This is a genomic window from Rhodanobacter sp. LX-99 (assembly GCF_018599185.1).
GTDB lineage: Bacteria > Pseudomonadota > Gammaproteobacteria > Xanthomonadales > Rhodanobacteraceae > Rhodanobacter.
In genome coordinates this window covers 99,328-125,935 of the sequence record NZ_JAHFVL010000002.1, presented here as the reverse complement: position 1 = coordinate 125,935, position 26,608 = coordinate 99,328, and the positions used below count along the sequence as shown (strand labels likewise).

Annotated in this window: 26 protein-coding genes; 19 read left to right on the top strand and 7 right to left on the bottom strand. The window is 67.1% G+C overall.

Annotated features, from left to right (window positions below; all coding sequences use genetic code 11):
* Positions 1-67: 67 nt before the first annotated feature.
* The 10 genes from KK131_RS11125 to KK131_RS11080 all read left to right on the top strand — a co-directional run bounded on the left by KK131_RS11125 (position 68) and on the right by KK131_RS11080 (position 9,937).
* Positions 68-2,449 (top strand): winged helix-turn-helix domain-containing protein, encoded by a 2,382-nt coding sequence (locus KK131_RS11125; protein WP_214556804.1) that lies wholly within the window; start codon positions 68-70, stop codon positions 2,447-2,449.
* A gap of 259 nt (positions 2,450-2,708) precedes the next feature.
* Positions 2,709-3,554 carry a hypothetical protein gene (locus KK131_RS11120; RefSeq protein WP_214556803.1) on the top strand — a complete coding sequence of 282 codons (846 nt, stop codon included), beginning with the start codon at positions 2,709-2,711 and terminating at the stop codon, positions 3,552-3,554.
* A gap of 41 nt (positions 3,555-3,595) precedes the next feature.
* Positions 3,596-3,991: a hypothetical protein gene (locus KK131_RS11115; protein ID WP_214556802.1), complete on the top strand. Its 396-nt coding sequence runs from the start codon at positions 3,596-3,598 to the stop codon at positions 3,989-3,991.
* A gap of 129 nt (positions 3,992-4,120) precedes the next feature.
* Positions 4,121-5,146 (top strand): proline iminopeptidase-family hydrolase, encoded by a 1,026-nt coding sequence (locus tag KK131_RS11110; protein ID WP_214556800.1) that lies wholly within the window; start codon positions 4,121-4,123, stop codon positions 5,144-5,146.
* 1,380 nt (positions 5,147-6,526) lie between these two features.
* The gene (locus tag KK131_RS11105) at positions 6,527-6,931 is read left to right on the top strand and encodes a hypothetical protein (RefSeq protein ID WP_214556798.1); all 405 of its coding nucleotides are present in this window, start codon (positions 6,527-6,529) and stop codon (positions 6,929-6,931) included.
* Positions 6,932-7,017: 86 nt separating this feature from the next.
* Positions 7,018-7,434, top strand: a complete 417-nt coding sequence (locus tag KK131_RS17680; RefSeq protein ID WP_214556797.1) for an OsmC family protein — start codon at positions 7,018-7,020, stop codon at positions 7,432-7,434.
* 92 nt (positions 7,435-7,526) lie between these two features.
* On the top strand, positions 7,527-7,913 hold the full coding sequence (locus tag KK131_RS11095; RefSeq protein WP_214556796.1) for a YciI family protein: 387 nt from the start codon (positions 7,527-7,529) through the stop codon (positions 7,911-7,913).
* Positions 7,914-7,964: 51 nt separating this feature from the next.
* A complete protein-coding gene (locus KK131_RS11090) occupies positions 7,965-8,372 on the top strand; it encodes an MAPEG family protein (protein ID WP_214556795.1) in 408 nt (135 codons plus the stop codon).
* A 70-nt stretch (positions 8,373-8,442) separates the two neighbouring features.
* The gene (locus tag KK131_RS11085; RefSeq protein ID WP_214556794.1) at positions 8,443-8,688 is read left to right on the top strand and encodes a hypothetical protein; all 246 of its coding nucleotides are present in this window, start codon (positions 8,443-8,445) and stop codon (positions 8,686-8,688) included.
* 64 nt (positions 8,689-8,752) lie between these two features.
* Positions 8,753-9,937: a TraB/GumN family protein gene (locus KK131_RS11080; RefSeq protein WP_345777243.1), complete on the top strand. Its 1,185-nt coding sequence runs from the start codon at positions 8,753-8,755 to the stop codon at positions 9,935-9,937.
* Here the strand turns inward: KK131_RS11080 and KK131_RS11075 are convergent, their stop codons facing one another.
* Positions 9,938-10,924 (bottom strand): aldo/keto reductase, encoded by a 987-nt coding sequence (locus KK131_RS11075; RefSeq protein ID WP_214556793.1) that lies wholly within the window; start codon positions 10,922-10,924, stop codon positions 9,938-9,940. It abuts the gene before it with no gap.
* Positions 10,925-10,961: 37 nt separating this feature from the next.
* Positions 10,962-11,858 carry an EamA family transporter gene (locus KK131_RS11070; RefSeq protein WP_214556792.1) on the bottom strand — a complete coding sequence of 299 codons (897 nt, stop codon included), beginning with the start codon at positions 11,856-11,858 and terminating at the stop codon, positions 10,962-10,964.
* Positions 11,859-11,951: 93 nt separating this feature from the next.
* Between KK131_RS11070 and KK131_RS11065 the strand changes: the two genes are divergently transcribed.
* From KK131_RS11065 to KK131_RS11055, 3 genes are all read left to right on the top strand, one after another.
* Entirely contained in the window at positions 11,952-12,422 is a 471-nt protein-coding gene (locus KK131_RS11065; RefSeq protein WP_214556791.1) for an Lrp/AsnC family transcriptional regulator, read from the top strand.
* A gap of 99 nt (positions 12,423-12,521) precedes the next feature.
* Entirely contained in the window at positions 12,522-14,759 is a 2,238-nt protein-coding gene (gene parC, locus KK131_RS11060) for a DNA topoisomerase IV subunit A (RefSeq protein ID WP_214556790.1), read from the top strand.
* Between the two features lie 103 nt (positions 14,760-14,862).
* A complete protein-coding gene (locus tag KK131_RS11055; RefSeq protein ID WP_214556789.1) occupies positions 14,863-15,291 on the top strand; it encodes a hypothetical protein in 429 nt (142 codons plus the stop codon).
* Positions 15,292-15,561: 270 nt separating this feature from the next.
* Here the strand turns inward: KK131_RS11055 and KK131_RS11050 are convergent, their stop codons facing one another.
* Entirely contained in the window at positions 15,562-16,452 is an 891-nt protein-coding gene (locus KK131_RS11050) for a LysR family transcriptional regulator (protein ID WP_214556788.1), read from the bottom strand.
* 135 nt (positions 16,453-16,587) lie between these two features.
* On the opposite strand from KK131_RS11050, the gene KK131_RS11045 reads away from it, so the two are divergent.
* The 4 genes from KK131_RS11045 to KK131_RS11030 all read left to right on the top strand — a co-directional run bounded on the left by KK131_RS11045 (position 16,588) and on the right by KK131_RS11030 (position 19,570).
* Complete coding sequence (locus KK131_RS11045) at positions 16,588-17,196, top strand: NAD(P)-binding domain-containing protein (RefSeq protein ID WP_214556787.1); 609 nt, start codon at positions 16,588-16,590, stop codon at positions 17,194-17,196.
* 37 nt (positions 17,197-17,233) lie between these two features.
* Complete coding sequence (locus tag KK131_RS11040; protein ID WP_214557363.1) at positions 17,234-17,968, top strand: SDR family oxidoreductase; 735 nt, start codon at positions 17,234-17,236, stop codon at positions 17,966-17,968.
* 538 nt (positions 17,969-18,506) lie between these two features.
* Complete coding sequence (locus KK131_RS11035) at positions 18,507-18,797, top strand: biotin--protein ligase (RefSeq protein WP_214556786.1); 291 nt, start codon at positions 18,507-18,509, stop codon at positions 18,795-18,797.
* Positions 18,794-19,570, top strand: coding sequence for a biotin/lipoate A/B protein ligase family protein (locus KK131_RS11030; RefSeq protein WP_214556785.1), 777 nt, complete (start codon positions 18,794-18,796; stop codon positions 19,568-19,570). Before KK131_RS11035 ends, KK131_RS11030 begins: the two co-directional genes overlap by 4 nt.
* An 87-nt stretch (positions 19,571-19,657) precedes the next feature.
* Here the strand turns inward: KK131_RS11030 and KK131_RS11025 are convergent, their stop codons facing one another.
* Complete coding sequence (locus tag KK131_RS11025) at positions 19,658-20,146, bottom strand: 8-oxo-dGTP diphosphatase (RefSeq protein WP_214556784.1); 489 nt, start codon at positions 20,144-20,146, stop codon at positions 19,658-19,660.
* Positions 20,147-20,304: 158 nt separating this feature from the next.
* On the opposite strand from KK131_RS11025, the gene KK131_RS11020 reads away from it, so the two are divergent.
* Together KK131_RS11020 and KK131_RS11015 are read left to right on the top strand one after the other, a co-directional pair.
* A complete protein-coding gene (locus KK131_RS11020) occupies positions 20,305-21,078 on the top strand; it encodes a phosphodiester glycosidase family protein (protein ID WP_214556783.1) in 774 nt (257 codons plus the stop codon).
* Entirely contained in the window at positions 21,075-23,486 is a 2,412-nt protein-coding gene (locus tag KK131_RS11015; RefSeq protein WP_214556782.1) for a penicillin acylase family protein, read from the top strand. Before KK131_RS11020 ends, KK131_RS11015 begins: the two co-directional genes overlap by 4 nt.
* Before the next feature lie 351 nt (positions 23,487-23,837).
* Here the strand turns inward: KK131_RS11015 and dapE are convergent, their stop codons facing one another.
* Genes dapE through KK131_RS11000 form a run of 3 tightly spaced genes read right to left on the bottom strand, consistent with a single transcriptional unit; the run spans position 23,838 to position 26,608 of the window.
* Entirely contained in the window at positions 23,838-24,986 is a 1,149-nt protein-coding gene (gene dapE / locus KK131_RS11010) for a succinyl-diaminopimelate desuccinylase (protein ID WP_214556781.1), read from the bottom strand.
* A 46-nt stretch (positions 24,987-25,032) separates the two neighbouring features.
* Positions 25,033-26,118 carry a VIT1/CCC1 transporter family protein gene (locus tag KK131_RS11005; RefSeq protein WP_214556780.1) on the bottom strand — a complete coding sequence of 362 codons (1,086 nt, stop codon included), beginning with the start codon at positions 26,116-26,118 and terminating at the stop codon, positions 25,033-25,035.
* Positions 26,111-26,608, bottom strand: a complete 498-nt coding sequence (locus tag KK131_RS11000) for a DUF2165 domain-containing protein (protein WP_214556779.1) — start codon at positions 26,606-26,608, stop codon at positions 26,111-26,113. Before KK131_RS11000 ends, KK131_RS11005 begins: the two co-directional genes overlap by 8 nt.

Sequence of the window (26,608 nt, the reverse complement as noted above, 5' to 3'; positions counted from 1 at the left end):
TTCCAGGGCTTGCGGCAGGGAAGCACGGAGCGCCGCAGTGGCGGCGAGGGGATCGGGCGGAGGGAAGATGCAGAAAGACGGACACGCCGGCGACTACCGGTGCGGGGCGCACACCATTTCGCCCGCCACGCGGCGACTGCTGCGCGACGGGCAGCGGGTCGACATCGAGGCCAAGGTTTTCGACCTGATCCTGCTGCTGGTCGAGAACCGCGAGCGCGCACTCGGCAAGCAGGAAGTGATCACCTCGCTGTGGGGCAACCGGCCGATCACCGACGCCGCGCTCAGCCAGCTGCTGTACAAGGCGCGGCGGGCGCTCGACGACGACGGCGAACGCCAGGCGGTGATCCGCACCGTGTACGGCCGCGGTTTGCAGTGGGTGGCGGCGATCGGCATGGCCGACGGCGGCGCGCCATCAACGGCCGCCGAAACTTCCACGGCTCCCGCTGGAATCCCGATACCGGGCAACGCGGCGCCACCCGCGCCCACGCCCGCACCACGCCGCCGCTGGTGGCTCGGTGCGGGCGCGGCCCTGGCCCTGATCGCCGCGCTGAGCGCGTGGATCGTCCCGCGCGGCTGGGCTCCGCCCGTGCCGCCGCCACGGCGCATGGCACTGCTGCCGATCGACAACGCGACCGGCAATGCGGCGCTGAACTGGACCGTGCGCGGCCTGCCCGGCCTGATCGCCGGCTTGCTGGGCGACAGTCCCGACCTGAACGTGATCGACCCGCTGCAGGTGGCACGGGTGTGGGGCTTCACTCCGCCCAAGGGCCGCAGCCAAGCCGAGCACACCCGCTATGTCACCGGCGCCGACATCCTGGTCGGGGGCAGGCTGGCCAAGCTGCCCGGCGACATCTACGAACTGACCCTGCACCTCGACCCCGGACAGGGCCACGGCTCCGACCTCGTCCTCAGCGGCAGTTCCCCAGGCACGCTCGGTGTCAACGCCGTGTCGCAACTGCGCCGCGCGCTGGCGTTGGATCTCCCGGCAACCTCGCCGTTCAACGAACGGCCGCGAGACGCCTACCTTGCGGAAACCTTCGCCCGCGGCATCGATCTGGCGATGCACGGCGACTGGCTGGGTGCGCGGCCATACTTCGTGTTGGTGACCAAGGGTCAACCCGAACTGTTGCAGGCCCGCTACCTGCTGGCCCGTGCACAGGCGGACACCGATCAGCAACACGATGCCGACGCCGGCTACGCTGCGCTGCTGGCGGACGCCCGCCGCCAGGGCCGGGGCCACATGGTGGCGCGAATACTGGACGACCAGCTCGGCCAGGCCGACCACCGGCACCAGGATGCTCAGGCACTGACCCTCGCCACGCAGGCGCTGAACGCGGCCAGGGCCGCTGGCGATCCGCGCATCACTGCCAGCGTGCTGCTGTCGGCGGCCAGGATCAACGCACGCACCGCGCACACCGGCCTCGCGCGACAACAGTATGAGCAGGCGCGCGCACTGATCGAAAAGACACCGATCCGCGCGCTGCAGCCAGAACTCCACAACGCCATGGCGTACATCGCCAACGCGAAAGGCGACGCCGCCGCCGGCATCACCGCCGCCCGCGCCGAACTGGACGCCGACGAAGCGCTCGGCAACGCGCGCGGCAGCAACATCGCCAGCTTCAACCTCGCCTACGCGCTGTCATCCAACTGGCGGACGCCGGAAGCGCTGCCGCTGCTGGTCCGCACTTGGAACCGGGCCGGCCGGCAACACGATGGCACCTTGCAGGTAGCCGCCGGCAACCTGCTGGCCAGCCTGCTCTACGATACCGGCGTGTACCGCGAGATCAGTCCGGTCGTCGACGCCAGCGTGCAACTGGCCGCCGCGCAGGACAACCGCTACATGCAGGCCCGCTTGCTCGACCTGCGCGCCGGCGGCGAATATTTCGGCGGCGACAGCGCTGCGGCACTACTCGACAGCCGCAAGGCCAGCGCGCTGCTCGACCCGGCGCAGGACCCCGACGACGCCACCGAGAAACTGCTGATCGAGGCGTTCGTGGCGATAGCGGCCGACCCTGCTGCCATGGCCGGCATCCGCCGGCGCGTGGACGAGATTGCCGGGCACGCCGTCGATCCATCTGGCATCCGTTACCAACAGCAGTTGGTGCACGCGCTGGCAGCCGCTGCCGGCGGGGATCGCCAGGGTGCGCACGCTGCACTGGACGCGGCGGCGCACGACCCGCATGCGCCCCGTGACATGGTGCACGCGTTCGCGCTGCAACTGGCGCTGGCCAGCCACGACGATGCGGCGGCCCAGGCCCGGCTGGGCGATTTCAAACTCGATGACACCGACGTCACGGCCGACACGCTGCGGTTGTACGGCACGTGGTCGGCGCGCCGCGGCGACGAAAAAAACCGCCGACGCGCCATGGCCCGCCTCGACGCCATGCGCCAGGTGTCGCTCAATGCGCTGGTCACGATTCCCTTCGACCCGACCAGCTTCCCGCACTAGCGGCCGCCCGGCGCACCGACCACTCAAGCCATTGATCAGCCTGCAAAGTGAGTATCCGTAACGAGTCCCTAAAGGACACGTCAAGCATGCGCCGGGCCATTCGGTTGCGATAAGGCGCGTCCGCGACAGCGCGGACGCGCCCTTCGACGCAACCAGGCCTACGGATATGACTCAGCAGCACACCCCTCTTCGCACAGTCGCTCCGCGGTGGCACGGCCGTTTCCTCGTCGCCGGCCTCGCCGCGGCCATCGGCTTGGCCATGTCGCCCCCGGGCACGGCGGGCGATGTCAGCCCCTACGAGGTCAAGGACAACTACGCCACGCTGGTCTACAGCATCGAGATCACCGGCCACACGCACAAGGAAAACGCCAAGGCGGGCACCTATGCCGACGCGACGGTGCACCAGCGCCTGGACGGCAGCTTTCACCTGAAGGGTGAGCAGGGCTACGGGTCGAGCGTGGACAACGCGCAGGAGATCATCAAGCAGGGCGAACCCCTCCGGCAGGCCATGATGCCGGCCATCCAGCAGGCGATGGCCACCTGCGGCGACGACGAGGACTGCATGACGGCAGCCATGATGAAAGCCGGCGCCAGCATGTCGCCGGCCCAGCGCGAGATGGCCCGGACCGCCAAGGACAGGATGGCGCCCAAGCTCACCCGCCACGATCTCGGCCACTGGGCGCTGGATCCGATGAAGCCCCGCTGCTCGCTGCATGCCGTCACGCAGGGCTCCTCGCGCTACCGGTCGCTGGACGTGGGCGAGGGCTACTCCGACTACGTCACCGGCTCGGAGCAGCGCCGCGGCCAAGGGCACGACGACTGCACGACCGGTTCCATCGACGACCTGCCCAACGTCCGCGCCGAATGGAACGGCGACACCCGGATCCTCAAGCTCGACCTGCCGGGCCTGAGCGTCGACGAACAGGCGAAGGACGCCGACGGCAAGGCCTCGACGAAGCAGGTCACCATCCGCGACATCGAGCTGGACGAACTGCACTGGTCAGGCAAGGGGCCGCAGAGCGGCCAGCGGACACGCAAGGTCACGGCAGGCGGCATCCCCGCCACCATGACGATCCGCTGGACGTTCACCCCCGACAAGGCCTGAGCGTGCTTGCCGCCCATCACCAACCCAGCAGAGCCAAGAACATGCGCGCACTGATCAGCAGCTTTCTCCTCGCCACCATCGGCATCACCGTCGCGCAGGCACAATCGCCGGCGGCGGATGCCTGCAAAAGCAAGACCGTCGCCATGCTCGAGGCGCTGCAGCAAGGCGACTACGCCGCCACCACCCGCGACATGTCGGCGTTCCTGCGCATGATGAGCACGCCCGACGACCTGCAGCAGACCCGCGAGGGGCTTATCCAGCAATACGGCGCCTGGCAGTCGCACGATGCCGCGCAAGTAGCCGCCGACGACAAGGATTCCGTCACCCTGCGCGTGCCGCTGGTGATGGCGCACGGCAAGCCTACCGCGGTGGTGATCTGCAGCTTCAAGGAAAAGGCTCCGCTCGGCAGCCTCGCGATACTTGCCCCCGGCCTGTAGGCGCTTTGGGGCTCACCGCCGAACGGCTGGCAACGGGCCCGTCGGCCGCCGGCAGCGACCGGCGATGCAGTTGCCCGTGCGGCCGCCACGCCGCATAGTGCGGAGGGCCATCGCACGAGGGGAGCCCCGATGAAACCGCGCATCACCATTTTCCTGGCCGGCCTGCTCTTGCTGGCAGCAGTCACCGCGCCCGCCCGCACCGCACCAGGCGCCGGCTACTTCGACAACAGCGGCCGCGACGACGTGCTCGCCGGCGGCGTGAAGATGATCCCGATCGCCACGCCCCGGGGCACGTTCCGCGTCTGGACCAAGCGCGTGGGCAACAACCCGAAGCTGAAAGTGTTGCTGCTGCACGGCGGCCCCGGCGCCACCCACGAATACTTCGAAGCGTTCGACAGCTACTTCCCGGGCGCCGGCATCGAGTACTACTACTACGACCAGCTCGGTTCGGCCTACAGCGATCAACCGAAAGATAAGTCGCTGTGGACCATCGACCGCTACGTCGACGAAGTGGAACAGGTGCGCCAGGCGCTGCACCTGGACAAGGGCAACTTCTGCCTGCTCGGCCACTCCTGGGGCGGCGTGCTCGCCATCGAATACGCGCTGAAATACCAGCAGCACCTGAAGTGCCTGGTGATCTCCAACATGGTCGACTCGATCCCCGCCTACAACGACTACGCGCACAAGGTGCTGATGCCGGCGATGGATCAGGAACAGCTCGCCGAAGTGCAGAAGCTCGAAGCCGAACACCGCACCGACGACCCGCGCTACATGGCCATCCTCACCCCGATGCACTACGAGCAGCACGTACTGCGCATGCCCTCGGCGCAATGGCCCGAGCCGGTGACCCGCTCGTTCGGCCACATCAACCAGCAGATCTACACCTTGATGCAGGGCCCCAGCGAACTGGGCGCCAGCGGCCGCCTGCTGAACTGGGACCGCAGCAAGGACCTGCACCGCATCACCGTCCCCACCCTGGTGATCGGCGCGCAGCACGACACGATGGACCCGAAGTACATGGCTGGCATGGCGAAGAAGCTGCCGCACGGGCAGTTCCTGCTGTGCCCGAAGGGGAGCCACATGGCGATGTATGACGACCAGCAGACCTACTTTGTAGGGCTGACCGGCTTCCTGCGGAAAGTAGAGGCCGAATGAGGCGAACGCCGATGCTCAACATCGCAGGGTTAGACTGCGGGATTAGGCTGCCTGAGGCAGCTCAACCCATTGATTCAACGTAGTCAGCCCCTCATCACCAAGCGCACCGGACAGGGATAGGTTGCAGGATTACACTGCACTTTGAAATCTACATAGCGTTAGGCCTTTAAAGCGATGGCGAACCCGGGGGAGCTCGACAAAGTAACAAAGAACGGGACTGTGGTTCAGGCACCCGACTTTACGCGCAAGGTAATGCACGGCGTCCCCGTCCTGTTTCAGTATGCAGAGTGGCTCGCTGTCATCGCGGTCTTTCAGTACGCGGATGTTAAATTCCACTTCATGGCTGCAAGAGTGGTGTGGATCGGCCTTGGCCTAGCGCTTAGTATTTACACCGGTGTTCTGTGTTCCAATTTGGCGTGGCGATACATCGAAGATCCGTTCAGCACTCGCATTGGCAACATGTTTATGTCAATCGTTCTTCCGCTCGTCGCTGGCGGCGTAGTTTTCTTCTTACTAAAGATACTGCTAGTGCAAATCGTGGCTTCGCATTGAGCGTGCGCCTGCCTAACAGATCGTTCAAGGCGGACGGCTTCGCCGCCGCTTAACTCCAGCGTTAGGCCTCACATGGAAGACTTCATTACACTCATTATGCGCTGGCCTTCTCGTGCACTAGCGTGGTTGATGCGCGCACGCTTAGTCATATTCACCGCTTCGGTCATTGCCCTAGCGCTTTTGGCCTCACTCTTGTACGTCCAAACGGAGCCGAGTGTACGAATCAGCGGGCTTGTACTGCAGCTGCTTGGAATCAGCGCAGCAGCTGTCGGAATTCGGGATACCCGCCGTATGTTTGGCAAGCCAAGCTTTCTACAACTGGTTCGGACTTGGTTCAAATCGATACCGGGGTTAAGGCCCCACGTGGCCTCCGCTTCTTGCTCCAGTAGCTTGTGGCTAACCAGTTCCGCTAAGGGCTATGCTTGGAGGGGGCCAGGATCCGAACCGACAATAGAGTCGCGCCTTGCAGCCGCGGAGCAGAATTTGGCCGGCCTCCGCAGTCGTGTTGATCAGGCCGAATCTGAGTTTGATGCGCATGTACGCGCATCTGAGCAAAACCTTAGGAACGAAAGAGATAGCAGAGTTGAGGGTGATCGGCAGCTACATTTGAAGATTGAGGCTGCCTCTACCGATGGGCTGCACCTCGCTGCTCTCGGCGCAGCATGGCTTGCAGTTGGTGTTGTAATGAGCACTATTCCAAACGAGCTATTGGCTCTCGTAAGGTGAGGCCTAACGATGCGTTCAAGCCGAAATTGCATTCGCGAGCTGCCCTAACCACCCGTTTAAGGTGGACGGCTACGCCGCCGCTTAACTCTAGCGTTAGGCATCATGAAGAACCTTCTTGCAGCCCTTGCGATTTTCCTCAGCTTCAGTACTTCCGCAGCTGATGTGTTTCACTACGATCAGCGCTTGGCAATTGATCTCTCTCGTGCGTACCTGAGCGCTTTCAATCGGCAACATCCGGATGAAAGTGGCTACACGGACGCTGCCCATGGGCTGGTCTCATCTGCCATAGCTGCTCACGATCGGCATCTGGTCTTTGTCACTTTTGCAGGCAGCAGCGGTCCAAGCGGTTCTTACGTAGAGTTGGAGCTTTGCAAAGAGACCAATTTGCTCACCGTTGTCGAGGCTGGGGTTGTCGACAACATCCAAGCGTACCGGGCCGACGTCATGCGTGTTAACTCAAAAATATATGTTGCAAGCCCAGCTGTGTGCCCAGTCGAAGTGCCATGACGTCTAACATCTCGTTCAAGGCGGACGGCTTCGCCGCCGCTTAACCCCAGCGTCACGCCCGCAACGGGCATTCTCGGAGGCTGACAGTGGAGATCTCGGCGATCGTCAGGAACTCTGGAACGGGGTTCGTCGTCTCGGTCCGCACCGGCAGCGCCAGTCAAAGCCTGGCCATTCCACCCAAAAGTTCCGGCCAGGGTTCCGGCGTCAATGGCGGCGAGTTCCTGCTGCTTGCCTTGGCCACTTGCTATTGCAATGACCTTTACCGAGAGGCGTCTCGCCTGGGTATCAGCTTGGCCGCGGTCGAGGTCGAAGCCACGGCCGACTTCCCTGGCGTTGGCTTGGCGGCCAGCGATATCCGGTATCGGGCCAAGGTGACATCCCCAACTGCTCCGTCCGCCATCGCACAGCTGCTTCGGCACACCGATGCCGTGGCCGAGGTGCACAATACCGTCCGCTCGGGGGTGCCAGTGACCCTGGTTGCGGATACGCCCGCGAGCAAATAAGGGTACGGAGGAAATCAATCGCCCCGTATCCATCAACCGCCATCGCCCGTGCTCCGACGCCTCCTTCCCTGCCCAGCCAATGGAAGCCATCCATGAGCCAGCCAACCTCACCCTCTGACTACCTCCTGCTCTCCCGTGGCCAATGGGACAAGGACGCCTCGCCGGAGCAGATCCAGACCGTGATCGACCGGTTCTACGCGTGGTACGACCGGCTGGTGGGCGAAGGCCGGATCGGGCCCGGACACCGGCTCGCCCGCGAGGGCAAGGTGGTGTCGCGGCAGGCGGCCACGGACGGCCCGTTTGCCGAGGCCAAGGAAGTGGTCGGCGGTTACTGGTTCATCCGCGCGCACAGCCTGGAGGAAGCGGCGCGCATCGCGGCGGAAAACCCGTGCCTGGCCTACGGCCTGGTCTGCGAGGTGCGGCCGCTCGACCTGACGCGCGCCAGCGCCTATGCCCCGGCCAGCGAGACCCCGACCTAGCCGGCCGCCGCCATCCCTCCACGCCACGCCACCAGAATCGCAGGCCGCGCCATGACCATCTCAGCCCTGGTACTCACCCTGTTCCTTGCCTGGACGCTGCTCCTGCTGGTCGTCATGGAGGTGCTGCGCAGCTACCTCGTCGTCACCGGCCGCGTGCGCTCGAACGAGTTCAAGCCCGACAACTCGAATATCTCGCCGTTCATGCAGCGGCTCGCCCGCGCACATGCGAACTGTATCGAGAGCCTGCCGGTCTTCGGCGGCCTGCTGCTGGTCGCCATCGCGACGGGCCGGGCGGAAGTCACGGACGCGCTGGCGCCCTGGTTGCTGGGCGCCAGAATCGTCCAGTCCGGCATCCATCTGGCTTCGACCAGCGTCATCGCCGTCAACGCCCGCTTCACCGCCTTCGCCGTGCAAATGGGCATCGGCGTCTATTGGGTCTGGAAGCTGCTTGGCCTGTAAGAGATATGGGGACGGAAGAAATCAATCGACCGCAGACGCAGGCACCACGCACTCACCACAAGGAACCGAAATGGATAGCCAGAACAAGTATTGGTTTCCGGCCAAGCGCTATGGCTGGGGTTGGGGCCTGCCGGTTCGGTGGCAGGGCTGGGTTTGCCTGGCCATCTACGCGGGATGCGTTGCGCTGGTCTTTCGTTTCCTATGGCCAGCGGCCGACCCCGTCATGTTCGCGATCAGCCTGGTGTTGCTTACCCTCGGCCTGACGGCCGTGTGCTGGCTGAAGGGCGAACCGCCACGCTGGCGTTCGGGCGACTGACCTCGATGCACCCGGCAAGGAGGTAGCGAAGCCCGGCGTCGGGGTGGCGAAGCCCGGCCGGGACGTGCCGAACCCCGATGCCGAGACTCCGGATATCGGCGGGGACGTGCGCAACCTCGACGCCGAGGTTCCAAATGTCAACGGGGACGCACACAACTCCGACGCCGAGATTCCGGGTGTCGGCGGGGAGGTGCGCAACCCCGGCGCCGAGGTTGCCGAGGTCGGCGGGGACCGGCCGGGCCCCGATGGCGAGGTTCCCGGGGTCGGTCGGCACCTGCGCCACCCCGACATCGCGGTTCCACAGACCAACGGCCCACGCCATTGCCATCTCGCCGGGATTGAACTGGCCACGACCTGCCGCGACACTCGCGGCATGAAGCCTTCGATCACCCTGCGCCTGCTCGCCTGCCTCGCCCTGCTGCTCGTCTGCGCCCCGGCGCTGGCGAAACCCGCCTTGTGGGTGGTGAAGGACGCCGACACCACGATCTACCTGTTCGGCACGGTGCACCTGATGCCGAGCGACGCCAGCTGGCATTCCCCCGAGCTGGACCGGGCGATGGCGGACAGCCGGACGCTGTACATCGAGCTGACCGACGACGACCCGGCGAACATGGCGGCGCTAGTGCTGCGCTACGGGATGGATGCGACGCATCCGTTGTCCAGCCAGCTCAGCCAGTCGGAGGCGCATCGGCTGGGCCTGCTGGCGAACAAGGTCGGCGTGCCCGGCGGCATGCAGACGCTGAACGTGATGCGTCCGTGGCTGGCCGCGCTGACGCTGGCGGTGACGCCGCTGCTGAAGGCCGGGCTCGACCCGGAACATGGCGTGGACAAGCAGTTGAAGGGGCAGATGAGCGCTGCCGGCAAGCAGGTGCTGGGATTGGAGACCGCCGAACAGCAGATCCGCTTTCTCGCCGACATGCCGCGCGCGATCGAGCTGGCCCTGCTGCGCTCGACCATGCGCGACGCGGACAAGGGCGCATTCCAGCTCACCGAGCTGATCGACGCCTGGAAGGCCGGCGACGTGGACAGCATCGCCCGCATCGGCAACGACGACATGCGCCAGCGCGAGCCGAAGCTCTACCAACGGCTGCTGGTGCAGCGCAACCAGGCCTGGGCGACGAAGATCGCCGCGATGCTGCAGCAACCGGGCACCGTCTTCATCGCCGTGGGCGCCGCGCACCTGGCCGGGCCGGACAGCGTGCAGGCGCGACTGGAGTTGCTGGGCGTCCCGGTCGAGCGCCTGCCCTGATCAGTCGATGCCGGCGACGGCGTGCGGTGCGTACGGCGCCTCGAGCGCGGCGATTTCCGCCGGCGGCAAGCTGACCGACAGCGCCGCCACCGCCTCTTCCAGATGACGCGGCCTGGTCGCGCCCACGATCGGCGCGGTAACCACCGGCTGGCGCAGCAGCCACGCCAGCGCCACCTGCGCGCGCGGCACGCCGAGCCGCGCGGCGACCTCGCCGACGCGATCCACCACGGCCTTGTCCGCCGCCTTGCTCGCGGCATACACGCCGTCGCCCCACGGATCGGAGCCACCGCGCACGGTGCTCGGCTCGTCCTCCCACGCCCGCGCCAACCGGCCGCGCGCCAGCGGGCTCCACGGCACCACGCCGATGCCCTGGTCCGCGCACAGCGCCAGCATCTCGCGCTCCTCCTCGCGGTACAGCAGGTTGTAGTGCGGCTGCATCGACACGAAACGCGTCCAGCCATGCAGGTCGGCGGTGTACAGCGCCTTGGCGAACTGCCACGCCATCATCGACGAGGCACCGATGTAACGGGCCTTGCCCGCCTTCACCACATCGTGCAGCGCCTCCAGCGTCTCCTCGATCGGCGTGGCCGCGTCCCAGCGGTGGATCTGGTAGAGGTCGACGTAGTCGGTGCCGAGCCGCCGCAGGCTGGCGTCGATCTCGGTCATGATCGCCTTGCGCGACAGGCCGCCGCCGTTCGCGTCGCCACGCATCGGATAGAACACCTTGGTGGCGATCACCACCTCCTCGCGCCGCGCGAAATCGCGCAGCGCGCGCCCCAGCACCAGCTCGCTGCCGCCGCGCGAATACATGTTCGCCGTGTCGAAATAGTTGATGCCCAGCTCGAGCGCTCGCCGGATGAACGGCCGGCCGTGCTCTTCGTCCAGCGTCCATGGCCTCTCGTCGGTGGGCGTTACCGAATAGCTCATGCAGCCCAGGCAGATCCGCGAGACCTTGAGGCCGGATTTGCCGAGATTGATGTAATCCATGGCGGTTCTCCTTCAGTGTTCGGATGTCGATGCAGGTTCAGCGCGGCGCCGCCCGGTGCAGGTTGATGCCCGCGATGACCAGGGCGATGCCGGCCAGCTCGGCCGGGCCCGGCAACTGGTGCAGCACCACGATGCCGATCGCGCAGGCGGTGGCCGGCAGCAGTGCCAGCATCAGCGCGAACGTGGCGCGCGGCAGCCGCGCCATCGCCAGCTGGTCGCACACGTACGGGATCACCGACGACGACACGCCCACGCCGATGCCGGCGGCCAGCAGGCCGGGATGGGTGAAGGCCACCGCCGCCTCGCGCCAGCCCAGCGGCATCACGACCAGCAGCGCCACCAGCATCGCCGCGGCCAGCCGGTCGATGCCGTTGCCGCCACCGTCCCTGGCGATGCGATGGCCGAGCACGATATACAGCATGAACAGCGCGCAGTTCGCGAACGCGAAGGCGAAGCCGATGGCCGTGCCGGCGAAACGCACGTGGGTCAGCATGATCACGCCGGCCGCCGCCATCGCGAGCGCCACCCCGTTGCGGCGGCTGTGCAGGCCGGCCCAGGCCAGCGCGATCGGGCCGAGGAACTCGATCGCGCCCACCGTGGCCAGCGGCAGCCGGTCGATCGCCAGGTAGAAGCAGACGTTCATGCCGCCAAGCACCGCGCCCAGCGCCACGATGTTCCAGCGCACCGCGGCGTTCTGCTGCGCGAAATAGTGCCAGGGCCGTCGCCACAGCGCGAAGATCAGCGCCGCGCTGGCGATCCGCAGCCAGGCCACGCCGAGTGGCGCGACGTGGGCGAACAGCAGCACCGCGAACGCGGGCCCCAGGTAATGGAAGATCGCGCCGACCACGAAATACAGCGAGGGCGGCACGCGTTCGCCGGCCGCGAGGGGCGGCGACGGCGGTTCGATCGTGGTGGAATCGGATTCATTCTTCATGCAGCCACTTTTGCAAATGATCGGCGCATGATCCATTCCGAAACGAAGGAATCAGCGATCCATATTTCCTTACTTGAAAGCCGGTGACGTCTCATGCCTCAGATTTCCAATTTGCTGTCCGATCCCCGCAATATCGCCCTGCTGCAGGCACTGCAGGAAGATCCACGCCAGCCCGTCACCCGGCTCGCCAGCCGCGTCGGCATGTCGGCACCGGCAGTGAAGGAACGCCTGAACCGGCTGGAGGAAACCGGAGTGATCCGCGGCTACCGGCTCGACCTCGACCCCAGGGCGCTGGGCTGGCCGGTCACTGCCTACGTGCGCGTGCGCCCGGTGCCCGGGCAACTGCCGAAGATCGCCGAGCTCGCGCAGAAGATCCCGCAGGTGGTCGAGTGCCACCGCGTCACCGGCGAGGACTGCTTCATCATCAAGGTGCACCTTGACGCGCTGGAACACCTGGACCTGATCCTCGACCGCTTCCTGCGCCACGGCCAGACCACCACCTCGATCGTGCAGTCCACCCCGGTACCGCTGCGCGCGCCGCCGCTGCCGGCCGGCGTGCCTTAGCAGATCGCGGCCGAAACCGCGCCTACAAGAGCCCGCCGCTTTCTGGCACCATCGACCGGTTATCCCGCGCGCCGCGCGCCACTTCCCTGATGCAACCGCATGAACCTGCAAGCCAATTACGAACAGATCCCGCTGAAGGAATACGCCGAGCGGGCCTATCTCGACTATTCGATGTACGTGGTGCTGGACCGCGCGCTGCCGTTCGTGGGCGACGGACTGAAGCCGGTGCAGCGGCGCATCATCTACGCGATGAGCGAGCTGGGCCTGGCCGCCACCGCGAAGCCGAAGAAATCCGCGCGCACCATCGGCGACGTGATCGGCAAGTTCCATCCGCACGGCGACTCGTCGTGCTACGAGGCGATGGTGCTGATGGCGCAGCCGTTCTCGTACCGCTACCCGCTGGTCGACGGCCAGGGCAACTTCGGCTCGCCGGACGACCCGAAGAGCTTCGCGGCGATGCGCTACACCGAATCCAAGCTCAGCCCGATCGCCGAGGCGCTGCTCGGCGAGTTGGCCCAGGGCACGGTGGACTGGGTGCCGAACTTCGACGGCACGCTGGAGGAGCCGAGCTGGCTGCCGGCTCGCGTGCCGCACGTGCTGCTGAACGGCTCGATGGGCATCGCCGTGGGCATGGCCACCGACATCCCGCCGCACAACCTGCGCGAGCTGGCCACCGCGTGCATCCGTCTGCTGGATGAACCCGATGCCACGGTCGCCCAGCTGTGCGAGCACGTGCTGGGACCGGACTACCCGACCGAGGCGGAGATCATCACCCCGCGTGCCGACTTGCTGGCGATCTACCGGACCGGCGGCGGTTCGGTGCGTGCCCGCGCGGTGTACCGGCGCGAGGAAGGCAACATCGTGATCACCGCGCTGCCGCACCAGGTCAGCCCGTCGAAGATCCTCGAACAGATCGCCGCGCAGATGCGCGCGAAGAAGCTGCCGATGATCGAGGACCTGCGCGACGAATCCGACCACGAGAACCCGATCCGCCTAGTCATCGTGCCGCGCTCGAACCGCGTCGACGCCGACGAGACCATGCAGCACCTGTTCGCCACCACGGACATGGAGAAGAGCTTCCGCGTCAACCTCAACATGATCGGCCTGGACGGCCGGCCGCAGGTGAAGGATCTCAAGCGCATCCTCACGGAGTGGCTGAGCTTCCGCACCAGCACGGTCACCCGGCGCCTGGAGCATCGCCTGGCCAAGGTCGACCGCCGCCTGCACCTGCTCGAAGGCCTGCACACCGCCTATCTCAACCTCGACGAAGTCATCCGCATCGTGCGCAGCGAGGACGAGCCCAAGCCCGTGCTGATGGCGCGCTTCAGGCTCAGCGAGGAGCAGACCGACTACATCCTCGAAACCCGGTTGCGCCAGCTGGCACGGCTGGAGGAGATGAAGATCAATGCCGAACGCGACCAGCTCGAAGAGGAGCGCGCGCGCATCAACGTGCTGCTGAAATCGCCGGCCAAGCTGAAGGGCCTGATCAAGGACGAACTGCGCGCCGATGCCGAGAAATTCGGCGACGCCCGCCGCTCGCCGCTGGTCGAACGCGAGGTGGCGCATGCGCTGGACGAGAGCGCGCTGGTGGCCAGCGAGCCGGTCACCGTGGTGCTCTCGCAGAAGGGCTGGGCGCGCGCCGCCAAGGGCCACGACATCGACGCCGAGGCGCTGAACTACCGCGAGGGCGACGGCCTGCTCGCCGCGGTGAAGGCCCGCACGACGCAGCAGGTCGCGTTCATCGACTCCACCGGCCGCGCCTACTCCACGCTGGCGCACACCCTGCCCTCGGCGCGCGGCAACGGCGAGCCGCTGACCGGCCGCTTCAGCCCGACCGCGGGCGCCAGCTTCGACGCGGTGATCGCCGGCGACAACGACACCCGGTTGATCCTCGCCACCGACTTCGGCTACGGCTTCGTCACCCGCTTCGAATCGCTCACCGGCCGCAACAAGGCCGGCAAGCAGATCATCAGCCTCAGCGACAAGGCCAAGGTGCTGGCGCCGCAGGTCAGCGCCGACCCGGCACGCGACCGCATCGTGGTGGTCAGCACCGAAGGCCACCTGCTGATGTTCTCGGTGGCCGAGCTACCGGAGCTGGACAAGGGCAAGGGCAACAAGCTGATCGAGATCCCGAAGAAGCATCTTGCGGAAGGTGAGCGCGTGGCCGGCGTGGCCGTGGTCAGCGAAGGCAAGGGCGAGGTCACCCTGTACGCCGGCCAGCGCAAGCTGACCCTGCGCTGGGCCGACCTGGTCGAATACGGCGGCAACCGTGCCACCCGCGGCGGCCTGCTGCCGCGCGGCCTGCGCCGGGTCGAGCGGATCGAGACCAGCGCGTGACCGTCCGCGGGACCAAGGAACTTCCCGCGCCGCGTTCTTTCCAAAAGGGATGTACACGCCGACGCGGCATCGCGCGTTGAGCGTGTACCAACCCGGAGCGCGCATGAACATCCAACGGCACTTCCTCGTCCTCGCCGCCGGCCTGCTGGCCACCACGGCGTGGGCGCAGACACCGGCAAAACCGCTGAACCTGAAACTGCCACCCGGCAACTTGCCGGCCGCGAGCTCCACCGCTGCGACACCCGCGCGCGACGCGCCCGGCACCTACTACGGCGACACCAGCGGGCGCATGGGCAACACCGAGGTCGCCAGCAGCGAACGCCCCGACTGCGACGACTACAGCTACAACCAGCCGCAGATGCACGGCAGCGTCGGCATGGGCGTGGTCGGCGGCAACCATTTCAGCGGCAACTACCAGACCGGCACGGTCAACCTCAGCAAGGCCTTCGGCAGCTGCGACCATCCCAGCGGCGGCGTCAGCATTTCGATTGGTGGCGGCACCGGCCATTTCAACGGCCGCCGCGGCCACTGAAGCAGGAACCGCGTCCACTCGGACTCGGGGCCGGCCATGGCGCAGACGCGAACCTGGCGGCGCGCATAACGCACGGCGTTTTCCAGTACCGCGCCGAAAATCCCGGAGAAGTCGTGCGGGCCACGGCCAGGTCGTGCTTGCGCGTCGTTGATCGCAATGGTGTCTGACAGAACCGCCGAGTCGCCTGCTCAACTCCAGCGTTGACTGTCTGCTTCAGGCGGCGGGCGGCCATGAGCGGCAACGCATGCGCGCCTCTGCGACCGCATGAAGCTAAGGTCCCCCAAGCAGCGCGACCAGCCGCGACTCGCATGCTGAAAGGTCGTGTCCCCGGCGCTGCGAGACCATGAACGCGAGCGTCCCCATGTGCCATGCGCGACGCTCGAGTTCGACGAGCCCTCCGCTGGCCAGATCGTCGCTGACGAGGTGCCTCGGCAAGTGTCCCCAGCCGAGGCCGGCCTTGAGCAGGTCGCGTTTGGCGCCGAGGTCGTTGACCAGCCACTGGCGCTTGCCGGCAACGCCCTGCTGGGTCTTTTCCGCGCCGGGCTGGTTGTCGGTGACGACGATCTGGGTGTGTCGACCGAACTCGTCCACGGGGACGGGTTTGGGTGCCGAGGCGAGCGCATGGGAAGGCGCGCATACCGTCACCATTTCCTCCTCGCGCAACCAATGGCGTTCGATGGCGTCCGGGTTCACCTCCGGCACGTTCTGGATCGTGACGGCCAGGGCGCACAGCTTTTCGAGCACCAGCTGCTCGCCGCCCTGCATGGTGGTGATGCGCAGGTTGATCGCGGCGGTCGGGAACTCCTGCTGCAGCGTCCGCAAGCAGTCGATCAGGTGGGTGCGTGGAAAGTAGGCATCCACCGCCACCGACACCTGCGGCACCCCCACCTTGGAGATCGCACCGGCGCGGTTCTTCATTTCCTCGGTGCGTGAGATGACCGCACGCGCATCCGGCAGCAGGCTGCGCCCCGCCGCGGTGAGCTGCGCCCTGCGCGTGTTGCGCTCGAACAGCTCGACGTCGAACGCGCTTTCCAGCGCCTTGATCGCGTGGCTGATGGCCGACTGCGCGCGTGCGAGTTTCCGCGCCGCGCCCGAGAAGCTCCCCTGATCGCACACCGCAACGAACGCGCGCAGCTGGTTGATGGTGACGTTGTCGAGCACGAATCATCCAGAAAATAGATCGTATTAAGCGATGTTTCGTCAATTGTGTTGATACGTCAAGCGACCCAGATTGATGGGGCAACCGGCCCGAACAGGCCAGCCCACTCCATCCCCGTACTGAAAAGGATCATCTCCATGAGCTACGCCATCATCGGTTTCGGCGCCATCGGCCAGGCCCTCGCCCGCGCTTTCGCCCGCAACGACATCGAAGTCTCCGTCGCCAGCCGGCGGGCGCCCGAAACCCTGCTGCCGCAGGCGCAGGCGATCGGATCCACGGTCGTTCCCCGGACGCTGCAGGAAGCGCTCAAGGCTGACGTGATTTTCCTGGCCGTTCTCTTCGAGGGGCATCGCGAGGTCGCCAAGATGCTGCCGAGCTGGCAGGGCAAGACGGTGGTGGACGCAATGAACGGTTTCGAGGGCCTGTCGACCGCCGACGTCGCCAAGGCATTCCCCGGCGCCCGCTTCGTGAAGGGCTTCAACCATCTGCCCGCGAGGACGCTGGCCGCCGATCCGAACGTCAACGGCAGCCGCCGCGTCGTGTTCCTGTCGAGTGACGACCAGGCCGCCGCAGCGCAGGTGGCGGACCTGTCCGAGCAACTGGGTTTCGCACCCGTCAATCTCGGGAAGCTCGCAGAAGGCGGCGCGCTGGTACAGGTGTTCGACAAGAGCTGGGCGCCGCTGATCTTCCAGGACCTGTTCAAGAACGAACCCGAGCGACCGGCGACCGCCGGCGCCGCATCGTAATCACCTATTTGTGCCATCCCGACCAAGGATCAAAGACATGACCAGACTGAATGGAAAGACCGCCGTGATCACCGGTGGCGCCACCGGCATCGGCCGCGCCGCGGCGGAGCGTTTCATCGAGGAAGGCGCGTTCGTCTTCATCTTCGGCCGCCGGCAGGAAGCGCTCGACGCCGCCGTGGCTGATCTCGGGCCCAACGCCCGCGCGGTGCAGGGCTCGGTGTCCGACGAGGCCGATCTCGACCGCCTCTACGCGGCAGTGAAGGCCGAGCGCGGCACCCTCGACATCGTCTTCGCCAATGCCGGGACGGGAAGCCTGCTTGCGCTCGGCGAGATCACCGCCGAACACATCGACGAAACGTTCGACACCAACGTGAAAGGCACGATTTTCACGGTGCAGAAAGCACTGCCGCTGATGGGCACGGGCGGTTCGATCATCCTGACCGGATCGAGCGCCGGTACCACGGGTGCCCCGGCGTTCGGCGCCTACAGCGCGAGCAAGGCAGCCGTGCGCAACCTCGCGAAGACCTGGGCGGAGGACCTGAAAGGCACCGGCATCCGCGTCAACGTACTGTCGCCCGGTCCGACGGCGACCGAACTGGCGAAGGCCGCGGTGGGCGAGGAGGGCATGAAGGCCTTCGCCTCGATGAATCCACTCCGGCGCATGGCCGATCCGTCGGAGATCGGGGCGGTCGCCGCGTTTCTCGCGTCGGCGGACAGCAGCTTCATGACCGCCAGCGAGGTCGCCGTCGACGGTGGCCTGGCGCAAATCTGACGCGCCAGGCCTGGCCGGCATCCACCACGAGCTTTTCAGAAGTCGTGCCACTTCGGAGGCCACCATGTACCGGCACTCCAAACAATCCGAGTTGTTGAGGTTCGCACGTGTCGATGCGGGCTCTACCGTGATCGACGTGTTTCCAGGCGATGGATACTGGAGCGGCCCCGTCGATCAAGGGCGAGACCGATCGCTTCGCCTATCGGTTCGTGAAGCGCTGACGCAAGTCATCCGCCCCACTGATTTTCCACGACCTAGAAATTCAAGAAGGAGCCGTGAGCGATGCATGGCCATCACGGCACGATCGTGATCGCCATGCGGACCGGATCGCTGCGCCATAAGCATCGCCCCCCCTGACATGCTGCCCACGCAAAGCCAGAACTGCAAACATGTGCCGTGGGAATCGATCGCCAGGGCATTATTGACGCCGGAGATGCGCTGAGCCCCGCCAAAAGCGGCGGCGTGATGTCGCCGCCTTTGGCATGGCGGGCGCCACGAGGCACACTTACGCAGATTCGAGGACATTCGGGACGCGTGCATGCACGGCGAATACAAGATGCCCGGCGGCAAGCTGGTGGTGATCGACCTGGCCGTGCGCGATGGCCGTCTTGCCGACGTGCGGCTGAGTGGCGATTTCTTCCTGGAGCCGGACAGCGCGCTGGACACGATCAACCGCGCGCTGGAGGGCCAATCGGAACACGCCGACGAAGCCGCGCTCGCCGCCGTCGTGCGCGACGCGCTCGCCGCCGACGTGATGATGTATGGTCTTTCGCCGGAAGCCATCGCGGTAGCCGTGCGCCGCGCCTTGCACAGGGAATCCGCCGCATGATGCGCACCGACTGGCGCGACCACGACTGGCAGCTGATCCACGCCGCGCCGCAATCGCCCACCCTGCACATGGCACTGGACGACGTGCTGACCCACGAGGTCGGCGCCGGCCGCCGCGCGCCGACCCTGCGCATCTGGGAGTGGGCATCGCCGGCGGTGGTGATCGGCCGCTTCCAGTCGCTGCGCAACGAAGTGGACGGCGAGGCGGCCCGGCGCCACGGCATCGAGGTGGTCCGCCGGGTCAGCGGCGGCGGCGCGATGTTCATCGAGCCGGGCAACACGATCACCTATTCGATCTACGCGCCGCAGTCGCTGGTCAAGGGGCTGTCGTTCCAGGAAGCCTATGCCTTCTTCGACGCGTGGGTGCTCGAAGCGCTCGGCGAGCTGGGCATCAAGGCGTGGTACCAGCCGCTCAACGACATCACCTCCGAAGGCGGCAAGATCGCCGGCGCCGCCCAGGTGCACCGCGGCGGCGCGGTGCTGCATCACGTCACCATGGCCTACGACATCGACGCGGCGAAGATGCTGGACGTGCTGCGCATCGGCCGCGAGAAACTGTCCGACAAGGGCACCGTCAGCGCGGCCAAGCGGGTCGATCCGCTGCGCAGCCAGACCGGCCTGCCGCGCGAGGCGGTGATCGAACGCATGATCGCCACCTTCCGCCGCCTGCACGGCCTCAGCGACGGCAGCCTGCGCGCCGACGAACTGGTCCAGGCCGAAGCACTCGGGCAAACGAAGTTCAGCAGCCCGGCCTGGATCGGCGACGTGGCGTAAGCGCACCCGGCCCGGTCGCTTCGCTGTCGCAGCCGGCTTCGCCGCGGATCACCGTGGCAACGATGCGGGTGATCCTGGCGCCATCACTCACAATCGCGTGTACGACCACGACTGCATGCGGCCGCCCTTGTACGGCATCACGCCATGGAACGGGCGCGGGTCGGCGTCGAACACCAGCGGCAGGAAGTGGCGGTCGCCCTCCCACATCGGCAGGGTCAGCAGGCGTTCCAGCGCCACCCACTCCAGCGTACCTTCGTGATTGGTCATGAATGGCGTACCGCTGTAGCGGTCGACCACGAAGATGAAACCGAGCCAGTCCTCTCCGTGCTTGCCGAAACCGGGCCAGTTCAACGTGCCGCGCAACTGCATCGACTCGCACTCGATGCCGGCCTCTTCGCGGATCTCGCGCTGCATGCAGGCGGCAATGTCCTCGCCCGGCTCCATCTTGCCGCCCAGGCCGTTGTACTTGCCCAGGTGCAGGTCATCGGGGCGGGCGTTGCGGTGGATCATCAGCACTTCGCTGCGGTCGGGCGACAACACGTAACCGAGAGTCGCCACTATCGGGGTATAGGGCATGGGCGGATACCGCGGAAAACCCAAGTTTAGCGGCAGCCGGTATCCGGCGCAGGCTTGGCGACGGACTTGCACCCGCGCGGCAGGGCGGCGACCATCGACGGATGCGCCCATCCGTTTCGCCGCCACCCCACCCCTTTCCCGCACAACGGCTATGCCGCGTGCTGCAGCACGTGCTGCTGCCCTTGCTGCTGCTCGTCGGCATGCCCGGCTGCGCGCCGACCGCACGCGCGCTGGACAGCCGCGAACTGGCGTTCGAGGGACAGAACTACCGTGTCGTGCATGTGAACCTGAAACGCGAACGATTGACCCTGCACTGGCGCGAACCCGCCAGCGGCCAGCCGTTCGGCAGTATCGAGACGCTGCGCCAGTGGGGCGAACAGCGCGGCCAGCGGCTGCTGTTTGCCGCCAACGCGGGCATCTACGACCACAAGTTCGCGCCGCTCGGCCTGTACGTGGAAAACGGCAAGACCGTGGTGCCGCTGAACCTGGCGCACGGCAATCCCGCCTCGGGCAATTTCTCGCTGCTGCCTAACGGCGTGTTCGCGGTGTATCCGGACGGGCATGCCGCGGTGCGCACCAGCGCGGCGTTCAAGGCCGAAGGGGCGAGCGCGCAGTGGGCCACCCAGTCCGGGCCGATGCTGCTGATCGACGGCAAGCTCAACGAACAGTTCATCGATGACTCGTCCAGCCTGAAATGGCGCAGCGGCGTCTGCGCGAAAACCCCGACCGAGGTGGTGTTCGCGGTGAGCGAGGCGCCGGTGAACTTCCACACGTTTGGACGGCTGTTCCGCGACAAGCTGGGTTGCCGCGACGCACTGTACCTGGACGGCAGCATTTCGCAGCTGTACGTCGACGGCGAAGGCTACGCCGGCGCGCCGGCCTTCATGGTCAAGCCATACGCCGGCATCTTCGCGGTATTCGCCAAGCCATGACGACCCGCCGCTGGCGTGTCCTGCGCACCCTGCTGCTGGCCCTGCTGGCGCTGTTGCCGATGGCTTTCCTCGCGCTGTGGTGGCTGCTGGCCGGCAGCCGCGCCGGGCTCGACGGCACGCGCACGGCCGCAGTCCTCAGCGCCGCGGTCAGCGTCAGCCGCGACGCGCTGGGCACGGTCACCATCGAGGGAAGAAACCGCACCGACATCAGCTACGCGCTCGGCTACGTGCATGCTCAGGAACGCTTCTTCGCGATGGACCTGATGCGCCGCGCGAGCGCCGGCGAATTGTCCGCGCTGGTCGGGCCGGCGGCGCTGAAGGTCGACCTCAACCATCGCCGCCATCGCCTGCGCACCGTGGCCGAGGCCGCCTACGCGCAACTGCCGCCAGCGGAGAAGCGCGAACTCGACCGCTACCGCGATGGCGTCAACGCCGGCCTTGCCGACCTGCGCGTGCGGCCATGGGAGTACCTGCTGCTGGGGAGCCAGCCGCAGCCCTGGCGATCCGAAGACAGTGCGTTGGTGATCGCCTCGATGTACCTGGACCTCAACGGCGACGGCCGCAACGAACGCGAACTGCGCCTCGCGCAGATGCGCGCGGTGCTGCCCGGATCGCTGGTGGATTTCCTGCTGGCGCCCGATCCCGACTGGGAGGCCCCGCTGACCGGCCGGCTGTCGCGGCCGCCGGTGATTCCGCCGGCCGGCGTGTTCGACCTGCGCCAGCTCGCGCCGTCGCCCCACTCGCCGGCGCTGGCCGCCGCGCTGGCGCCGGCGCTCGATGCACCGCGCCCCGGCAGCAACAGCTTCGCGGTGGCTGGCGCGCTCACCACAGGCAGCGGCGCGGCGCTGCTGGCGAACGACATGCACCTGGGCCTGCGCGTGCCGAACATCTGGTTCCGCACCCGCCTGCGCTATCCCGACGCCAGCGCACCGCACGGCCAGCGCGACGTCAACGGCGTCAGCCTGCCCGGCACGCCGGCGATCATCGTCGGCTCCAACGGCCAGATCGCCTGGGGCTTCACCAACAGCTACGGCGACTGGCAGGACTGGGTGCGCGTGCTGCGCGATCCCGCCGACCCCACGCGCTACAAGACACCGGACGGCTGGGCCAGCATCGAAAGCCACGACGAACACATCCGGATCAAGGGCCGGCCGGATGCCATCCTCAAGGTCGAAGACACCCGCTGGGGCCCGATCATGGGCCAGGACGCCGACGGCACGCCACTGGCGCTGGCGTGGATCGGCGGCCGCGCACACGGCTACAACGTCGAACTGATGCAACTGGAACAAACTACCGACGTGGCCGGCGCGCTGGACCTGGCGCCCCGTCTCGGCATACCGCCGCAGAACCTGCTGGTCGCCGACAGCGCCGGGCACATCGGCTGGACCATCGCCGGCAACAGCATCCCGCTGCGTACCGGCATCGACCCGCTGCTGCCGTCGGACTGGTCGAAACCCGGCAGCGGCTGGCAGGGCTGGGCCGCGCCGGCACGCTATCCGCGCATCGAGAATCCCGCCGATGGCCGGCTGTGGACAGCAAACAACCGCACCGTCGACGGCGACGCGCTGGCCCTGCTCGGCAACGGTGGCCACGACCTCGGCGCGCGCGCGCAGCAGATCCGCGACGACCTGCGCGCCCGCGCCAGCTTCACGCCCGGCAGCCTGCTCGACATCCAGCTGGACGATCGCGCGGTGTTCCTCACCCACTGGCAACGCCTGCTGCAGGACACCCTGGCGGACAGCACCGATCCATCACTGCAGCAGCTGCGCCAGCTCACCGCGCCCTGGCAGGAGCGCGCCGCCGTCGACAGCGTCGACTACCGGCTGGTGCGCGCGTTCCGCGACCAGGTCGGCGCAGCCGTATTGGCGCCGTTCGCGGCGCAGGTTCAACAACGCTACCCGGACTTCAGCTGGCCCGGCGAGAACAGCGCCGAGGCGGCCGTGTGGGCACTGGTCCGTGCCCAGCCCGCGTATCTGCTCGACCCTAAATATCCGGACTGGCACGCCCTGCTCACCGATGCCGCCAGGCATGTGGTGACCGAGCTCGGCCGGCAACCCGGCGGCCTCGCCGCACGCAGCTGGGGCGAACGCAACCGCGCCGTGATCAAACACCCGCTGTCCGCCGCGCTGCCATCCTGGCTGGGCCGTTTCATCGACATGCCCGACCAGCCCATCCCCGGCGACAACAACATGCCGCACGTCGCCTCGCCCGGCTTCGGCGCCTCCGAACACCTGGACGTGTCGCCCGGCCACGAAGCCCACGGCATCCTCAACATGCCCGGCGGCCAGAGCGACCACCCGCTGTCGCCGTACTTCGGCGCGGGGCACGAGGACTGGGTCGAGGGACGTCCGACGCCGCTGCTGCCGGGCGCGACGCGGCACACGCTGGTGTTGCAACCCGAGCACTGAAGCGAATCGTGGCGACCACAACATGCGAACATTCAGGGCAAAGTAACCTTGTGCAGCCCTCCATGCCGCACACGAACTTTTCGAGAGGATTCGGCGGAGCAACTAAGATCAGCCCCCAGACTGGGCTTCGCGAACTACGCTGCCGGGCAAAGTTCCGCCCGCCTGGAGATATCCCGTCATTTCCGCGAAAGCAGGAGGTGCTTTACAACAGCGAAGCTGGTCATCCTGCGATTTCCGCACCACTCACGAACCCTGAAGTCACTGGATTCCCGCTATCGCGGGAATGACGACCCTGCAGCAGATCGACCTTGAACCAGCCCATCCGGTACCGGGCGGTAACACCCGGCACCACTACCCGCGATCATTCCGGCCAAGCAGCCGTTCGCAGATGGTCTCGTACAACGCCGGCAACTGCTCCAGTTCCTCCAGCGCCACACATTCATCGACCTTGTGGATGGTCGCGTTGACCGGGCCGACCTCGACCACCTCGGTGCCCATCGGCGCGATGAAGCGGCCGTCGGAGGTGCCGCCGCCGGTGCTTTGCTCGGGATCGATGCCGTACAGCTCGCGGCACACCGCCACCACCGTCTCGCGCAACACGCCGCCGGGCGGGGTGAGGAACGGCTCGCCGGAGAGGTTCCAGTCAAGCGCGTAGTCCAGACCGTGCCGCTGCAGGATCGCCTCGGTGCGCGCGCGCAGGTCTTCGGCACGGCTGGCGGTGCAGTAGCGGAAGTTGATCCATGCAGTGAGCTCGCCGGGGATGACGTTGTTGGCGCCGGTGCCGGCGTTGAGGTTGGACACCTGGAACGAGGTGGGCGGGAAATCGCCGTTGCCCTCGTCCCAGCGCGTGGCGACAAGTTCCGCCAGCGCAGGCGCGAACGCGTGGATCGGATTCAGCGCTTTCTCCGGATACGCCACGTGGCCCTGCACGCCATGCACGTCGAGCATGGCCGACAGCGAGCCGCGCCGACCCACGCGGATCAGGTCGCCCAGCCTTTCCTTCGCCGACGGTTCGCCGACCACGCACCAGTCGATCCGCTCGCCGGTGGCACGGAAGCGTTCCACCACCCTGCGCACGCCGTCGAGGTTGACCGGGCCTTCCTCGTCGCCGGTCAGCAGCAAGCCGACCCGGCCGCGATGGCCGGGGTGAGCCGCCACGAACTCCTCCAGCGCCACCACCATCGCCGCCACCGAACCTTTCATGTCGGCGACGCCGCGGCCGTATAGGCGGCCATCGCGAACAGTCGGTTCGAACGGCGGACTCTGCCATGCCGCTTCCGGGCCGCTCGGCACCACGTCGGTGTGGCCGAGGAAGATCAGCGTGGGGCCACCCGTGCCGTGCGTGGCCCACAGGTTGTCCACCTCGCCGTAGCGCAGATGCTCGATACGAAAGCCCGCACGCATCAGCCGTTCGCCGATCAGCGGCAGGCAACCGGCGTCTTCCGGCGTCACCGAGCGGCGGCGAACCAGGTCACAGGCGAGATCGAAAACTTCGGACATGGCACTCACGCGGCGCAACGTTGGGCGATGGCGCAGCATACCAACGCTATGTCAGCACGACACCCAGCAGGTGGCCCACGCCGTAGGTGATGCTGGCCGCCGCGGTGGTGATGCCGAACTGGCGCGCGATCGAGAACAGCATGCTGCGCCCGGTGAACAGCGAGGTGCCGATGCCGATCAAGGCTAGGCCGACGGCAGTGGCACACACGCTGGCCAGCAAGGCGGCACGGCCGCCGAGAAAGAAGTACGGCGCCACCGGAAACAATGCGCCGCAGGCGAACAGGCAGAACGACGAGATCGCCGCGCCCCAGGCCGAGCCGCCCAGTTCGCCCGGGTCGACGCCAAGATCCTCGCGCACCAGCATGTCCAGCGCCGCACGCGGCGTCTCGACGACGTGCCCGGCCAGGTGCTCGGCCGCGGCCGGTTCCAGCCCCTTGTCGCGATAAATGCCGGCGATGTGCTCTAGACCATCCTCCGGCGACACCGCGAGCCGCTCGGCACGTTCGGTGATCTGTGCCTGATAGAACTCGCGCGAACTGTTCACCGACAACCACTCGCCGAGCGCCATCGAACAGGCGCCCGCGACCAGTCCAGCCAGGCCCGCCAGCAACACCGCACGGTCGCCCGATGCGGCACCGGCCATGCCCATCACCAGGCTGACGTTGGAAACCAGCCCGTCGTTGGCGCCCAGCACGGCCGCACGCAACGTGTTGCCGCTCTGCGTGCGATGGCGGTGACCGCGCGAGCCGATCTCCCGCAGCGGAATGAAATGATCGCGATGGTTGCTGCGGTCGACCGGCGTGGCGCCGTGGTCGGCGTGTTCCAGGCGCACCACCGTCGGCATCACGAACTCGGTGCCGAAGCGCCGCGCGAACCAGCTCAGCGCACGCACGCGCAGACCGATCCGCGGCGGCGGCACGGCTTCGCCCAGCTCGCGCAGGCGCGCCTCCCAGAACTCCGCGTTGGCCTGTTCGCCCGCGGCGATGCGCCGGTAGACATGGCCCAGCCGCGCATCGGTGGCCAGCCCGGCCAGCCGCGCGTAGAGCGCCGCGTTGTCGCGTTCGATGCGCAGGTTGCCGCGGAACCGTCGCGCCCGGTGATGGCCGACCCCGGTGCTCTTGTCGTCAATCATCGAGTTCGCCGTCGCGCTGGCCCAGGTAGACCAGCGCGGCCAGCAGCACCACCACGAAGCGGAAGGCGCTGGCCAGGCCGTTCCACTGCGTGGACATCCACATGCCGAACCATTCGCCGCCGACCGCCATGAAGCCGCCCAGCCACAGCAGCACACCGACCGTCAGGCCGGCCACGGCGAACTGCCCGGCGCGACGGAACGTCGCCGCAGGCGCGCGACGTGCGCGCCACATGCGCCAGGCGCCGGCGCCGCACAGCACCGCGGCCAGGGTTTCGGCGGCGATGATCAGCACGTAGGCGGCGTGCTGCAGCAGCGGCGCATGGATCGCGCGGTAATGGATGCTGGCGTCGGGAAAGATCGAGTCCATCGCCAGCACGTGCTGCACGAAGACCAGGTTGCTGCCGTAGTCGGCGATGTTGCCGAACGCGACCAGCGCCATCCACAACGCGATCGTCGCCACCAGCAGGATCTTGGAAAGACGCACCGGCAT

Coding starts and splice junctions, on each gene's coding strand:
- KK131_RS11025 (WP_214556784.1), bottom strand. CDS start 20,146: ATGCCCTATACCCCGATAGTGGCGACTCTCGGTTACGTGTTGTCGCCC.
- KK131_RS11045 (WP_214556787.1), top strand. CDS start 16,588: ATGAGCTACGCCATCATCGGTTTCGGCGCCATCGGCCAGGCCCTCGCC.
- KK131_RS11000 (WP_214556779.1), bottom strand. CDS start 26,608: ATGCCGGTGCGTCTTTCCAAGATCCTGCTGGTGGCGACGATCGCGTTG.
- KK131_RS11065 (WP_214556791.1), top strand. CDS start 11,952: ATGCCTCAGATTTCCAATTTGCTGTCCGATCCCCGCAATATCGCCCTG.
- KK131_RS11110 (WP_214556800.1), top strand. CDS start 4,121: ATGAAACCGCGCATCACCATTTTCCTGGCCGGCCTGCTCTTGCTGGCA.
- KK131_RS11005 (WP_214556780.1), bottom strand. CDS start 26,118: ATGATTGACGACAAGAGCACCGGGGTCGGCCATCACCGGGCGCGACGG.
- KK131_RS11095 (WP_214556796.1), top strand. CDS start 7,527: ATGAGCCAGCCAACCTCACCCTCTGACTACCTCCTGCTCTCCCGTGGC.
- KK131_RS11070 (WP_214556792.1), bottom strand. CDS start 11,858: ATGAAGAATGAATCCGATTCCACCACGATCGAACCGCCGTCGCCGCCC.
- KK131_RS11035 (WP_214556786.1), top strand. CDS start 18,507: ATGCACGGCGAATACAAGATGCCCGGCGGCAAGCTGGTGGTGATCGAC.
- KK131_RS11120 (WP_214556803.1), top strand. CDS start 2,709: ATGTCGCCCCCGGGCACGGCGGGCGATGTCAGCCCCTACGAGGTCAAG.
- KK131_RS11115 (WP_214556802.1), top strand. CDS start 3,596: ATGCGCGCACTGATCAGCAGCTTTCTCCTCGCCACCATCGGCATCACC.
- KK131_RS11055 (WP_214556789.1), top strand. CDS start 14,863: ATGAACATCCAACGGCACTTCCTCGTCCTCGCCGCCGGCCTGCTGGCC.
- KK131_RS11125 (WP_214556804.1), top strand. CDS start 68: ATGCAGAAAGACGGACACGCCGGCGACTACCGGTGCGGGGCGCACACC.
- KK131_RS11075 (WP_214556793.1), bottom strand. CDS start 10,924: ATGGATTACATCAATCTCGGCAAATCCGGCCTCAAGGTCTCGCGGATC.
- dapE (WP_214556781.1), bottom strand. CDS start 24,986: ATGTCCGAAGTTTTCGATCTCGCCTGTGACCTGGTTCGCCGCCGCTCG.
- parC (WP_214556790.1), top strand. CDS start 12,522: ATGAACCTGCAAGCCAATTACGAACAGATCCCGCTGAAGGAATACGCC.
- KK131_RS11015 (WP_214556782.1), top strand. CDS start 21,075: ATGACGACCCGCCGCTGGCGTGTCCTGCGCACCCTGCTGCTGGCCCTG.
- KK131_RS11040 (WP_214557363.1), top strand. CDS start 17,234: ATGACCAGACTGAATGGAAAGACCGCCGTGATCACCGGTGGCGCCACC.
- KK131_RS11085 (WP_214556794.1), top strand. CDS start 8,443: ATGGATAGCCAGAACAAGTATTGGTTTCCGGCCAAGCGCTATGGCTGG.
- KK131_RS11090 (WP_214556795.1), top strand. CDS start 7,965: ATGACCATCTCAGCCCTGGTACTCACCCTGTTCCTTGCCTGGACGCTG.
- KK131_RS11105 (WP_214556798.1), top strand. CDS start 6,527: ATGAAGAACCTTCTTGCAGCCCTTGCGATTTTCCTCAGCTTCAGTACT.
- KK131_RS11030 (WP_214556785.1), top strand. CDS start 18,794: ATGATGCGCACCGACTGGCGCGACCACGACTGGCAGCTGATCCACGCC.